The sequence below is a fragment of the Micromonospora sp. NPDC047670 genome (genome assembly GCF_043204915.1).
Lineage (GTDB): Bacteria > Actinomycetota > Actinomycetes > Mycobacteriales > Micromonosporaceae > Micromonospora.
In genome coordinates, this window is the sequence record NZ_JBIDDA010000003.1 from 438,249 (window position 1) to 450,954 (window position 12,706).

The following is a 12,706-nucleotide window of genomic DNA, read 5'->3' on the forward strand; positions in this document are numbered from 1 at the left end:
CGCCTCACTCCTCCGTTGCGATGAACACGTTCTTGACGTCGGTGAAGGCGTGCAGCGCGTCCGGACCCAGCTCGCGCCCCAGCCCGGAGCGCTTCATCCCGCCGAACGGCGTCCAGTAGCGCACCGAGGAGTGCGAGTTGACGCTCAGGTTGCCCGCCTCGACCGCCCGCGCCACCCGGAGGGCGCGTCCGACGTCGCGGGTCCAGATGGAGCCGGAGAGGCCGTACTCGGTGTCGTTGGCGAGCCGCACCGCGTCGGCCTCGTCGTCGAACGGGAGCACCGAGACGACCGGGCCGAAGATCTCCTCCCGCCAGTGCCGGTCCGCCGACGAGTGGGCGAGCAGCACCGTCGGGGCGTACCAGAAGCCGGGGCCGTCGGGGCGGGATCCGGTGAACGCGACCTCCGCGCCGTCGACGTAGCCGGCCACCCGGTCCCGCTGCCCGGCGGAGATCAGCGGGCCCATCTCGGCGGTCTCCCGGGCCGGGTCCTCCACCCGCAGCGCGCGCACCGCCGGTTCGAGCAGCTCCAGGAACCGGTCGTACGCCGGCCGCTCGACCAGGGTCCGGGACCGGGCGCAGCAGTCCTGCCCGGCGTTGTCGAAGACGGCGTACGGCGCGGTCGCCGCCGCCCGCTCCAGGTCGGCGTCGGCGAACACCAGGTTGGCGCTCTTGCCGCCCAGCTCCAGCGTCACCCGCTTCACCTGCGCCGCGCAACCGGCCATGATCCGGGTGCCGACCTCGGTGGAGCCGGTGAAGCAGACCTTGCGGACCGCGGGGTGGGTGACGAACCGCTCCCCCACCACGGACCCGGCGCCCGGCAGCACCGTGAACACGTCCGCGGGCAGTCCCGCCTCGCGGGCCAGCTCGGCCAGGCGCAGCGCGGTCAGCGGGGTCAGCTCGGCGGGCTTGAGCACCACCGTGTTGCCGGCGGCCAGCGCCGGCGCGAAGCCCCAGGCGGCGATCGGCATGGGGAAGTTCCACGGCACGATCACCCCGACCACGCCGAGCGGCTCGTGGAACGTCACGTCCAGCCCACCCGGCACCGGGATCTGCCGCCCGCTCAGCCGCTCCGGCGCGCCCGCGTAGTAGTCGAGGACGTCCCGGACGTTGCCCGCCTCCCAACGCGCGTTGCCGACGGTGTGCCCGGAGTTGCGCACCTCCAGCCCGGCCAGCTCCGCCAGGTGCGCGTCCACCGCCGCCGCGAACCGGCGCAGCAGCCGCGCCCGGTCCCCCGGCGCCACCGCCCGCCACGTCTCGAACGCCGCCGCCGCCCGCGCGACGGCCGCGTCGGTCTCGGCCAGCGAGGTCGCCGCCACCGTGCCCACGACCTCCCCGGTGGCGGGGTTGAGCACGCTCGTCACGTCGCCCCGCGCGCGGTCAGAGGCGTTCGAAGCCACGGAACAGCTCCCAGTCCGTCACGGCGGCGTCGAAGGCGGCCAGCTCGACCCGCGCCTGGTTGGCGTAGTGGGCCGCCACCTCCTCGCCGAAGGCATCCCGGGCCAGGGCGGAGGACTCCCACAGGTCGAGGGCGTCGCGCAGCGTGGCGGGCACCCGCTCGGCCCGCGGGTCGTCGTACGCGTTGCCGGTGCACTCCTCCCCCAGCTCCAGCCCGCGCTCGATGCCGTGCACGGCGCCGGCGACCAGCGCCGCGATGGCCAGGTACGGGTTCACGTCCGCCCCCGGCACCCGGTTCTCCACCCGCATGCCCTGCCCGTGCCCGACCAGGCGCAGGGCGCAGGTGCGGTTGTCCGTGCCCCAGCGCAGCGCGGTCGGGGCGAACGACCCGGGCTGGTAGCGCTTGTACGAGTTGATGTTCGGGGCGAACATCAGGCTGAACTCGCGCATGGTGGCCAGCAGCCCCGCCAGCACGCGCTGCCCGGTCACCGACAGCCGCGCCGGCCCGTCGCCCAGCATCGCCGACCGGCCGGCGGCGTCGCGCAGCGAGAAGTGGATGTGGCAGGAGTTGCCCTCCCGCTCGTTCGGCTTGGCCATGAAGGTGATCGACATGCCCTCCTGGGCGGCGATCTCCTTCGCTCCGTTCTTGTAGATGACGTGGTGGTCGGCGCAGGCCACCGCCTCGTCGTAGCGGAAGGCGATCTCGTGCTGGCCGAGGTTGCACTCGCCCTTCGCGCTCTCCGGGGTCAGCCCCGCCCCTGCCATCTCCCGCCGGATGCGGCGCAGCAGCGGCTCCACCCGGGCGGTGCCGAGCAGGGAGTAGTCCACGTTGTACTGGTTGGCGGGGGTCAGCTCCCGGTAGCCGCGCCGCCAGGCGTCCTCGTAGGAGTCGCGGAACAGCACGAACTCCAGCTCCGTGCCGGCGTACGCGGTCAGCCGGTGCGTCGCCAGCCGCTCCAGCTGCCGGCGCAGGATCTGCCGGGGCGAGGCGATCACCGGCCCCGTCCCGTCCAGCCAGGCCAGGTCGGCCAGGAGCAGGGCGCTGCCCGGCTGCCAGGGCACGCGGCGCAGCGTGTCGAAGTCCGGCACCAACGCGAAGTCGCCGTAGCCGCGTTCCCAACTCGACATCGCGTAGCCGTCGACGGTGTTCATGTCGACGTCGACGGCGAGCAGGTAGTTGCACCCCTCGCTGCCGTGCGCGACCACCTGGTCGAGGAAGTAGGGCGCGTGGAACCGCTTGCCCTGCAACCGGCCCTGCATGTCCACCAGGGCGAGCACCACGGTGTCGATCTCGCCGTCGGCGATGGCGACCCGCAGTTGTTCCAGCGTGAGCGGAGCTTTCCTCATCGGCGGGCCTCCATCACCAAGGTCTACTGGCTAACCGGTTGACCGTCAATGCCCTGCCCGGCGTCCCGGCAACCGCCTCCGGACGCCCGGGGTCGCCGGCGGGGCCCTGTCGGGCCTGCCCGCCCACCGGGCCGGAACGCGCCGTGCGCCACCGGGCGACCGGGCAAATTGCGTTGCCGGCCCGGCCCGCGCGCCGCATGCTTGAGCCTGTGACCAGGCCCGATCGCGACGGGCCACCGCCGGGCGCTCGGACCGCCCCGGCACCGCGGCGGCGCGGGGCACGTCACCTCTCTCTCACCCGTACGGCGATGCGCCGTACCCGACGCCCGCCCCGCGCCGCCGCCCCATCACAGCGTCAGGCCAGCAGCAGCCCGGCGACCCAGATCGCCGCGACGAGCAGGCCGGCGAGGAACTCGACCAGCATGGACAGGCCGGCGGCCGCCACCGCCTGCTTCGTCGCCGGCCAGGCCAGCCGGGAGTCGCCCAGCCGCAGCCGCTCCGCCGCCCACACCCCGCCGACGAAGCCGAGCACCAGCCCGACCACGGGAACGACGAAGAACCCGACCAGCCCCAGCACCCCGCCGGCGAGCAGCGAGGACGTGGGCACCCCGGTGCGTTTCAGGTTGCGGCCCGGCCAGGCGTACTTGACGACCGTGCCGCCGGCGACGACCACGGTGGCGGCGGCGAGCACCGCCCAGCGTCCGGCCCCCGCGCCGCCGAAGAGCGCCCAGACCAGCACCCCGCCCCAGCAGAGCGGCAACGCCGGCAGGCCGGGCACCACCACGCCGGCCAGCCCGGCGAGGATGGCCAGCCCGGCGAGCACGGCGACGGCCGCCTCGGTGTCCGTGAGGCTCATGCCGCGGCCCCGTGCCCGCCGCCGCGCAACCGCGCGGTGATCTCCGCCGCCGGCGCCGGCGGGCCGAAGAACCGCCCCTGCCCGGTGTCGCAGCGCAACGCCCGCAGCCGCTCGGCCTGCACCCCGGTCTCCACCGCCTCGGCGGTGACCCAGAGTTCCAGCGCGTGCGCCAGCCGCACCAGCGCGTCCACGATCCGCTCGTCCCGGTGGTCGGCGGTCGCCTCCGGGCCGTCGCCCCGGATCCCCTCGACGAACGGCCCGGCCAGCTTCAGGCAGTGGATCGGCAACCGGCGCAGGTACGCCAGGTTGGAGTAGCCGGTGCCGAAGTCGTCGATCGCCAGCCGTACGCCGAGCGCGGCCAGCCGGTGCAGCGACCGCAGCGGCTCCCCGGCGGTGCCCATCACCGCGCTCTCGGTCAACTCCAGTTGCAGCAGGTCCGCCGGGAGCCCGGTGGAGGCCAGCGCGTCGGCGACGGTCTCCACGATGCCCGGGTCGTCGGCCTGCCGGGCGGCCAGGTTGACGCTGACCACCAGGCGGGCGGCGGGGAACTCGCGCCGCCACGCCTCCGCGTCCCGGCAGGCCCGCCGCAGCACCCACTCGCCGAGCCGGACGATCAGGCCGGTCTCCTCGGCCAACCCGATGAACCGGTCCGGCCCGATCAGCCCCAGCTCCGGGTGCTGCCAGCGGACCAGCGCCTCCACGGCCAGCATCGAGCCCTCCAGCAGGGACACGATCGGCTGGTAGTGCAGCACGAACTCGCCCCGGTCCAGGGCCGCCGGCAGGCCCGCGGCCAGCGCGGAACGGGCGATGTCCCGGGCGCCGCGCTCCGGGTCGTAGACCGCCCACCGGCCGCGGCCCTCCGCCTTCGCCCAGTAGAGCGTGGTGTCGGCGGCCTTCATCAGCTCCGACGCGCTCGTCCTGCCGACCGGGCACTCGACGATGCCGACGCTCGCCGACACGGCGAGCTGCTGCTCACCGATCCGGACCGGGGCGGAGACCGCGGCCAGGGCCGCCTCGGCGACGGCCACGGCGTCGTCGATGCCGGTGCCGTCGTCGACCAGGATGACGAACTCGTCCCCGCCCATCCGCGCGACCAGGTGGCCGCGGCCGGCGACGCACTCGGCGAGCCGCCGGGCGATCACCACGAGCAGCCGGTCGCCGAGGTCGTGGCCGAGGCTGTCGTTGACCGCCTTGAAGCCGTCCAGGTCGAGGAAGCAGACCCCGACGCGGTGGTCCGCGTCGGCCCGTTCGAAGACCCGGCCCAGCGTCTCGAAGAACAGGGTCCGGTTGGGCAGGCCGGTGAGCGGGTCGTGCAACGCCTGGAAGCGGAGCCGCTGCTGGAGCTCGTACCGCTCGGTGATGTCCTCGATCATGGCGACGGTGAACCGGGGCCGGCCGTCGTCGTGCCGGATCAGGGAGACGGACAGGTCGGTCCAGACCACGCTGCCGTCCTTGCGGTAGTAGCGCTTCTCCACCCGGGCGCGGTCGTGCTTGCCCTCGATCAGCTCCTGGTAGAGCTCCCACATCCCGGCCGCGTCGTCCGGGTGGAAAAGCGACGCCACGTTGATCTGCCGCAGCTCCTCGATGGAGTAGCCGAGCATGTCCGCGAACGCCTGGTTGACGTCGATGATCTTCCCGTCGATGCCGGCGATGCCGATGCCCGTGGCGGCTCCGACGAAGACCGCCCGGAACCGCGCCTCGCTGTCGCGCAGCGCCTGCTCCACCTCGTCGCGCGCCTGCCACGCGGAGCGGGCGATCCGCTCCTGCTGGGCGAAGGTGCGGTCGCGCAGGGCGCGGGCGAATCCGGCGGCGAGGCCACCCTGCAACGCCGCGACCCGTCGCCCGGCCTCGTCGCGGTGCGCGAGGCCGGGCAGCACCTCGGCGAGGAAGCGCTCGCCGACGGCCTGCACCGACCAGTCGAGCACCCGCGGCTCGGTCAGGTGCTCCTCGACCAGCGCGCGCCCGACCTGCTCCGCCGGCAGGGCCGAGAAGGGCTCGGCGAGTACGGCCTGGGCCAGCCGGACGGTGTGCGCGTACAGCAGCCGCTCGGTCTCGGCCGCGCTGAGCGGCACGAAACCGAGCCGGCGCACCGCGCGCGACCACTCGGTCGCGTAGCGCAGCGCGCCCGACCGGCTGAGGTCGTCGCCGCCGGGCTCCGGGACGGCGGCCATGGGCTCAGTCGGTCGGCCGGTCGTACCGGGCGACGCCGCCGAAGGCGCCGAACCGCTCCGGCTGCTCGTCCACGTCGGACGGCGAGTCCGGACGCCAGAGCGGCATGTGCACCACACCCGGCTCCAGGAGCGTCCAGTCTCCGAAGAAACCGGTGATCTCGGCCCGGGAGCGCAGCGTGATCTCGGTGTCGGTACGCGCCGAGAGGCGCTGCGCGTCGAGCATCTCCTGCGGCTGGTCCTCGAAGGTGGAGTGCGAGATGACCAGGTAGCTGCCCGGGGCCGCGGCGCCCCGCAGGGTGGCCAGGATGTCGCCGGGGCGGGCGGCGTCGGGGATGAAGTGGACCACCCCGGCGAGCAGGATGCCCAGCGGCCGGCCGAAGTCGAGCAGCCCCAGGTCGCGGGCCTCGGTCAGGATCCGCTCCGGCTCCCGCAGGTCGGCGTGGATCACCCCGGTCAGTTCGTTGCCGGCGAGCAGCTCGCGGCTGTGTGCCACGGCGACCGGGTCGATGTCGACGTAGACGACCCGCGCCTTCGGGTTGGCCGTCTGCGCGACCTCGTGCACGTTGCCGACGGTCGGGATGCCGGAGCCGATGTCGAGGAACTGGTCGATGCCGTCGTCGAGCAGCTCGCGCACCGCCCGACGCAGGAACTCGCGGCCGGCGCGCATGGTGGCCGCCAGGTTGGGGGTCATGCTGGCGATCTGCTCGGCGAGCTGCCGGTCGATCTCGAAGTTGTGCGCCCCGCCGAGGAAGTAGTCGTACACCCGGGCCGCGCTCGGCCGGGAGAGGTCGATCTCGGCGGGTAGTCCGTCCGGCATCTGCACTGCTGCACCCCTGTGTCGTCGCCGCGGTGCGGGAGGGGCCCGTGTCGGCGTGCCGGGGGCACGCCGGGCACCGGCCGACCCGCGGGTCGTGTGGTGCTGACCACTCTAGGCCGCGAACTCCCGGCTCCGGGAGATCCCATGACCCACTTCGTCGGCACGTCGGAGTGCGCGTCACGGACCGGACACGCAGCGCGAAACCGGGCGGACGACGGCACCCGCTCCGGACGGACGCGGCGCGCGCACGGATCGCACGAAGCCGGACGGGCACAGCGGGCGCGAGGATCGCACGAAGCCGCGCGGACGGCGGCCCGGGACGGGCCGGCCGCCCCGGGTCAGCCGGCGGACTCCAGCAGCAGCGAGATGCCCTGGCCCACGCCGACGCACATGGTGGCGAGGGCCCGCCGGCCGCCCCGGCGGCGCAGCTCCAGCGCGGCGGTCAACGCCAGCCGGGCGCCGCTCGCGCCGAGCGGGTGCCCGAGCGCGATCGCCCCGCCGTTCGGGTTGACGTGCTCGGCGTCGGTGGGCAGGCCCAGCTCGCGCAGCACCGCGACGGACTGCGCGGCGAACGCCTCGTTCAGCTCGATCACGTCGACCGCGTCGAGGCCGACGCCGAGCCGGTCGAGCAGCTTCCGGGTGGCGGGCACCGGCCCGACGCCCATCACCCGCGGCGGTACGCCGGCCGCGGCGGCGCCGGCGACCCGGGCCAGCGGGGTGAGGTGGTAGCGGGCCACGGCCGCCTCCGAGGCGACCAGCAGCGCCACCGCGCCGTCGTTGACGCCCGAGGAGTTGCCGGCGGTCACCGTGCCGCCCTCGCGGAACGGGGTGGGCAGCGCGGCGAGCTTCTCCAGCGACGTCTCCCGGGGGTGCTCGTCGACCTCGACGAGCTTCGTCTCGCGCCGCCCCGCCGGCACGGTCACCGGCACGATCTCCTCGGCGAACCGGCCGTCCGCCTGCGCCTTCGCGGCCCGCTGCTGCGACCGGTACGCGAACCCGTCCTGCTCGGCGCGGCCGACGCCGTACTCGGCGGCGACGTTCTCCGCGGTCTCCGGCATGGAGTCGATGCCCCAGTGCTTCTTCATCAGCGGGTTGACCAGCCGCCAGCCGATGGTGGTGTCGTAGACCTCGGCGGTGCGGGAGTACGGGGTCGTCGCCTTCGGCATCACGAACGGGGCGCGGCTCATGCTCTCCACCCCACCGGCCACGACGAGGTCGGCCTCGCCGGCCACGATGGACCGGGCCGCCGTGGCCAGGGCGTCCAGGCCGGAGCCGCAGAGCCGGTTGACGGTGCTGCCGGGCACCTCCTCGGGCAGGCCACCGAGCAGCGCCGCCATCCGGGCCACGTTGCGGTTGTCCTCGCCGGCCTGGTTGGCGCAGCCCAGGATCACGTCGTCCACCCGCGCCCAGTCCACGGACGGGTGCCGGGCGACCAGCTCGCGGATGACGTGCGCGGCCAGGTCGTCGGGGCGGACGCCGGCGAGGGCGCCGCCGTATCGGCCGATCGGGGTGCGGACACCGGCCACCAGGTATGCCACGGTCATCAGCGCGATCCTTCGGGGGGTGGGAAGGGGCGGGCGGTTCCGGGTCACGGGGACGCCCGGCAGCCAGGATATCCGCGCGCGCAGCGGATAGGTTGACGGCATGGCCCGGGCCCAGTTCAGCGCAGAGACCAGCGGTGGCGGCGAGTTCGTCCGCCAGCCCAACCGGTTCACCGGTCGGGTCACCCCCCACTCGACCTCCCCGGCCGGCGGCGGCCCCGACGGGCAGGGCCGCTGGCCGCTGGAGCCGGGCCGCTACCGGCTGATCTGGTGCCGGGCCTGCCCGTGGGCGCACCGGGCCCGGATCGTCCGGAACCTGCTCGGCCTGCAGGACGCGATCTCGCTCGGCACGGTCGACCCGATCCGCGACGAGCGGGGCTGGCGGTTCAGCCTCGACCCGGACGGGTTCGACCCGGTGCTCGGCATCGGCTTCCTCTCCGAGGCGTACCTGGCCACCGACCCCGACTACACCGGGCGGGTCACCGTGCCGGCCCTGGTCGACACCCGCACCGGGCGGGTGGTCACCAACGACTACCCGCAGCTCACCCTCGACCTCTCCACCGAGTGGCGCAGCCTCCACTCACCGGGCGCGCCGGACCTCTACCCGGTCGAGCTGCGCCCCGAGATGGACGCGCTGATGGCGGAGATCCACCGGGACGTCAACAACGGCGTCTACCGGTGCGGCTTCGCCACCTCCCAGTCGGCGTACGAGGAGGCGTTCACGGCGCTGTTCGCGCGGCTCGACGCGCTGTCGGAGCGACTGGCGGGCCGGCGCTACCTGATGGGCGACGCGATCACCGAGGCCGACGTGCGGCTCTTCACCACCCTGGTCCGCTTCGACGTGGCGTACCACGGGCACTTCAAGTGCAACCGGCAGAAGCTCACCGAGATGCCGGTGCTCTGGGCGTACGCGCGGGACCTGTTCCAGACGCCGGGCTTCGGCGAGACGGTCGACTTCGACCACATCAAGCGGCACTACTACGGCACCCACGCGGCGATCAACCCGACGGGCATCGTCCCGCTCGGCCCCGACACCTCCGGCTGGACCACGCCGCACGGGCGTGGCTGAGCCGCGCCGGGCCGGCCCGACCACCACCCCGGGCGGGCCCGCGCCCCGCCGCGCCGCCCCGACCGCCACCTGGCGCCGGGCCGCCGCGTCGGCCGCGGTCGGCTGCATCGCCGCGGGCGCGGCGGCGGTGACCGTCGCCGTGGTCGCCGGTCCGGGTCCGGGCCTGACCGGGTACGTCAGCGAGGCGGGCGTCACCGACAGCGCGTACGCCCCGGCGTACCGGATCGGGGTCTTCGCCCTCGCCGCGGCGCTGCTGCTGCTCGCGGCGGCGCTGCGGGCGGGGCTGCGGGTCGCGGCCGCGTTGCTCGCCGCCGGGAGCGTCCTCACCCTGGTCTCGGGCGCGGTGACGTGCAGCGAGGGCTGCCCGCTGCCGCCGTTCGAGCGGGCCACGGCGGCCGATCTGGTGCACGGCGGGGCGAGCATCGTCGCGGTGGCCTCGGTGGTCCTCGCGATGCTGGCGATCGCCCTCACGCCCGGGGCCGACCGGTCGCTGCGCCGGCTGGGCGCCGGGGCGGCCGCGGCGGCGCTGCCGCTGGCCGGGGCGGTGGGGCTGGCGATGCTCACGGTCGGCCGGGGCACCCTGGTCGGGGTGCTGGAGCGGCTGCTGCTCCTTGTGGCCCTCCTCTGGGCCGCCGCCACCGCCACCGCCGTCGCCCTGCGGCGGTGAGGAAGGGCACCTCGCTGACGCCTCCGGTGGCGGGCGGGCCCCCTTCCCCACTCCCGCTGTAAGGAGCGTCACCGGAGTCGATACTTCCGGCCGGCCGGCCAGGGCGTTAGCCTCGGCGAGCGATGACCAACGTCTGGCACCTCACCGTTCGCCTGTATGTCGACCTCCGACTGCAGGCCAGCGGCGTCTGTCCGGCGCAGCCGCTCTCCTGACGCTGCCCCGTTCGACCTCCAGACCCTGGGACACATCCTCATGGCTTCCGCCCTGCGCAAGATCCCCTTCTCCGTGCAGATCCTGCTCGGCCTCGTCCTCGGCGTGGCGCTCGGCTTCCTCGCCCGCGCCAACGACCTCAGCTGGCTCACCAGCACCCTCGACACGGTCGGCGGCCTCTTCGTCCAGCTACTCAAGCTGGCCGTGCCGCCGCTGGTCTTCACCGCCATCGTCGTCAGCGTCGTCAGCCTGCGGGGGGTGGCCAACGCCGCCCGGCTCGCGCTGAAGACCCTGCTCTGGTTCGGCGTCACCGCGCTGATCGCGGTGAGCGTCGGCATCGGGCTCGGCCTGCTCACCGACCCCGGTCGCGGCGTCACCCTGGACACCGCGGCCGCCGCCGCCCCGAAGAAGACCGGCTCCTGGACCGACTTCCTCACCGGCATCGTGCCGACCAACCCGGTCGGCGCGTTCGTCGACGGCAACGTGCTCCAGATCGTCTTCCTGGCCCTCGTCGTCGGCGCCGCGGCGCTGCTGGTCGGCGAGGCCGCGGAGCCGTTCGTGGCGCTCAACCGCGCACTGCTGGAGATCGTCCAGAAGGCGCTCTGGTGGGTCATCCGGCTCGCCCCGATCGGCACGCTCGGCCTGATCGGCAACGCCGTCGCCTCGTACGGCTGGGATCTGGTGGCGCCGCTCGCGAAGTTCACCACCGCCGTCTACGTCGGCTGCGCGATCGTGCTGTTCGTGGTCTACCCGCTGCTGCTGGTGGCCGCCGGCCGGCTCAACCCGCTGCGCTTCTTCGCCGGCGCCTGGCCCGCGATCGAGCTGGCCTTCGTCTCCCGCTCCTCGGTGGGCACGATGCCGGTGACCCAGCGCTCGGTCGAGCGGCTCGGCGTCCCCCGCGAGTACGCCTCGTTCGCGGTGCCGTTCGGCGCGACCACGAAGATGGACGGCTGCGCCGCGATCTACCCGGCGCTGGCGGCGATCTTCGTCGCCCAGGTCTTCGGGGTGGACCTCGGGGTCACCGACTACCTGCTGATCGCCTTCGTCTCGGTGGTCGGCTCGGCCGCCACCGCCGGCCTGACCGGCGCGATCGTGATGCTCACGCTGACCCTGAGCACGCTGGGCCTGCCGCTGGCCGGCGCCGGCCTGCTGCTGGCGATCGACCCGATCCTCGACATGATCCGCACCGCCACCAACGTGGCCGGCCAGGCGCTGGTACCCACCATCGTCGCGGCCCGCGAGGGCACGCTGGACCGGACCGCGTACGACTCGGCCGGCCGGCGCGCGCCGCTCGCCCCGGCGGACGCGGACGCCGACGCCCGGTCCCGCCGGCCGGAGGACCTGAGCCCCGTCCCGGCCTGAGCACCCCGTCCCGGCCTGAGCACCCCGTCCCGGCCGACGTCCGAGGCGCCCCGGATCCGCCCCGGCAGGTCGCCGACCGCGCCGGGCCGCCCACCCCGACGGACCGGGGAGGGCCCCTCCCACGAGGGGTCCTCCCCGGTGTCCCGGAGAGGATGACGACATGAGTGCGCTCTTCACGCCACTGGCCCTGCGCGCGGCGACCCTGCCCAACCGGATCGCCCTGGCGCCGATGTGCCAGTACACCGCCGGCCCGGACGGCCTGCCCACCGACTGGCACCTGGTGCACCTGGGCGCGCGGGCGGTCGGCGGCGCGGGCCTGGTGATGACCGAGGCCACCGCGGTGGTGCCCGAGGGGCGGATCAGCCCGCAGGACACCGGGCTCTGGTCCGGCGCCCACGTCGACGCCTGGCGGCCGGTGACCTCGTTCGTCGCGGCGCACGGCGCGGTGCCCGCGGTGCAGCTCGCGCACGCCGGGTTCAAGGCGTCGACGTACCGGCCGTGGGCGCCACGGCGCGGCGGGGTGCCCGACGCGGAGGGCGGGTGGACCCCGGTCGGTCCGGGTTCGACGCCGTTCGTGCCCGACTACCGGGTGCCGGAAGCACTGGACGAGGTCGGGATCGCCGGCGTCGTCGAGGCGTTCGCGGCGGCGGCCGGGCGCGCGGTCGACGCCGGATTCGCCGCCGTGGAGATCCACGCCGCGCACGGCTACCTGCTGCACGAGTTCCTCTCGCCGCTGACCAACCACCGGCGGGACGCCTGGGGCGGGGACCGGGCCGGGCGGATGCGGCTGACCCTGGAGGTGGCCCGCGCGGTGCGTGCGGCGGTCGGCGAGGACGTGCCCGTGCTGACCCGGATCTCGGCCACGGACTGGGAGCCCGAGGGCTGGACGGTCGAGGACAGCGTGGTGCTCGCCGGCGAGCTGGCCCGCGCCGGCGTCGACCTCGTCGACTGCTCCTCCGGCGGCGCGTCGGCCACCGCGACGGTCCCCGTCGGCCCGGGCTACCAGGTGCCGCTGTCCGCCCGCGTGCGCCGCGAGGCGGGCGTGGCCACCGGCGCGGTCGGCCTGATCGTGGAGCCGGAGCAGGCGGAGGCGGTCGTCGCCGCCGGCGACGCCGACCTGGTCCTGCTCGGGCGCGAGCTGCTGCGCGACCCGTACTGGCCGCACCGCGCCGCCGCCAAGCTCGGCGCCACCGCCGCGTGGCCCGCCCAGTACCTCCGCGCCGTCTGACCGGTCCCGGGCCGCTCCCCTCCTCGCCGGTCGTCAGGTCGGCG

At 74.9% G+C, this 12,706-nt stretch carries 10 protein-coding genes; 4 read left to right on the forward strand and 6 right to left on the reverse strand.

Annotated elements, in window-relative coordinates; translation table 11 throughout:
* Positions 1 to 4: 4 nt before the first annotated feature.
* The 6 genes from ACGF7U_RS09985 to pcaF form a co-directional block, all read right to left on the reverse strand.
* Positions 5 to 1,351, reverse strand: a complete 1,347-nt coding sequence (locus tag ACGF7U_RS09985) for an aldehyde dehydrogenase family protein (RefSeq protein WP_393105300.1) — start codon at positions 1,349 to 1,351, stop codon at positions 5 to 7.
* A 25-nt stretch (positions 1,352 to 1,376) separates the two neighbouring features.
* On the reverse strand, positions 1,377 to 2,741 hold the full coding sequence (locus ACGF7U_RS09990; protein WP_393104909.1) for a glutamine synthetase family protein: 1,365 nt from the start codon (positions 2,739 to 2,741) through the stop codon (positions 1,377 to 1,379).
* 355 nt (positions 2,742 to 3,096) lie between these two features.
* Positions 3,097 to 3,597, reverse strand: coding sequence for a DUF456 domain-containing protein (locus ACGF7U_RS09995; protein WP_393104911.1), 501 nt, complete (start codon positions 3,595 to 3,597; stop codon positions 3,097 to 3,099).
* Entirely contained in the window at positions 3,594 to 5,768 is a 2,175-nt protein-coding gene (locus tag ACGF7U_RS10000) for a putative bifunctional diguanylate cyclase/phosphodiesterase (protein ID WP_393104913.1), read from the reverse strand. Before ACGF7U_RS10000 ends, ACGF7U_RS09995 begins: the two co-directional genes overlap by 4 nt.
* A gap of 4 nt (positions 5,769 to 5,772) precedes the next feature.
* Positions 5,773 to 6,591 carry an SAM-dependent methyltransferase gene (locus tag ACGF7U_RS10005; protein ID WP_393104914.1) on the reverse strand — a complete coding sequence of 273 codons (819 nt, stop codon included), beginning with the start codon at positions 6,589 to 6,591 and terminating at the stop codon, positions 5,773 to 5,775.
* Positions 6,592 to 6,923: 332 nt separating this feature from the next.
* On the reverse strand, positions 6,924 to 8,129 hold the full coding sequence (pcaF, locus tag ACGF7U_RS10010) for a 3-oxoadipyl-CoA thiolase (protein WP_393104916.1): 1,206 nt from the start codon (positions 8,127 to 8,129) through the stop codon (positions 6,924 to 6,926).
* Between the two features lie 100 nt (positions 8,130 to 8,229).
* Between pcaF and ACGF7U_RS10015 the strand changes: the two genes are divergently transcribed.
* The 4 genes from ACGF7U_RS10015 (at position 8,230) to ACGF7U_RS10030 (ending at position 12,662) form a co-directional block, all read left to right on the forward strand.
* A complete protein-coding gene (locus ACGF7U_RS10015) occupies positions 8,230 to 9,195 on the forward strand; it encodes a glutathione S-transferase family protein (RefSeq protein ID WP_393104918.1) in 966 nt (321 codons plus the stop codon).
* A complete protein-coding gene (locus ACGF7U_RS10020; protein WP_393104920.1) occupies positions 9,188 to 9,862 on the forward strand; it encodes a DUF998 domain-containing protein in 675 nt (224 codons plus the stop codon). The genes ACGF7U_RS10015 and ACGF7U_RS10020 overlap by 8 nt, the downstream gene beginning before the upstream one ends.
* 264 nt (positions 9,863 to 10,126) lie before the next feature.
* Positions 10,127 to 11,434, forward strand: coding sequence for a dicarboxylate/amino acid:cation symporter (locus ACGF7U_RS10025; RefSeq protein WP_393105302.1), 1,308 nt, complete (start codon positions 10,127 to 10,129; stop codon positions 11,432 to 11,434).
* Positions 11,435 to 11,594: 160 nt separating this feature from the next.
* The gene (locus tag ACGF7U_RS10030; protein WP_393104922.1) at positions 11,595 to 12,662 is read left to right on the forward strand and encodes an NADH:flavin oxidoreductase/NADH oxidase; all 1,068 of its coding nucleotides are present in this window, start codon (positions 11,595 to 11,597) and stop codon (positions 12,660 to 12,662) included.
* Positions 12,663 to 12,706: the final 44 nt, after the last annotated feature.

Bases quoted from the DNA above. Each gene is read 5' to 3' on its own strand.
- ACGF7U_RS10030 (WP_393104922.1), top strand. From the start codon at position 11,595: ATGAGTGCGCTCTTCACGCCACTGGCCCTGCGCGCGGCGACCCTGCCC.
- ACGF7U_RS09995 (WP_393104911.1), bottom strand. From the start codon at position 3,597: ATGAGCCTCACGGACACCGAGGCGGCCGTCGCCGTGCTCGCCGGGCTG.
- ACGF7U_RS10015 (WP_393104918.1), top strand. From the start codon at position 8,230: ATGGCCCGGGCCCAGTTCAGCGCAGAGACCAGCGGTGGCGGCGAGTTC.
- ACGF7U_RS10000 (WP_393104913.1), bottom strand. From the start codon at position 5,768: ATGGCCGCCGTCCCGGAGCCCGGCGGCGACGACCTCAGCCGGTCGGGC.
- ACGF7U_RS09990 (WP_393104909.1), bottom strand. From the start codon at position 2,741: ATGAGGAAAGCTCCGCTCACGCTGGAACAACTGCGGGTCGCCATCGCC.
- pcaF (WP_393104916.1), bottom strand. From the start codon at position 8,129: ATGACCGTGGCATACCTGGTGGCCGGTGTCCGCACCCCGATCGGCCGA.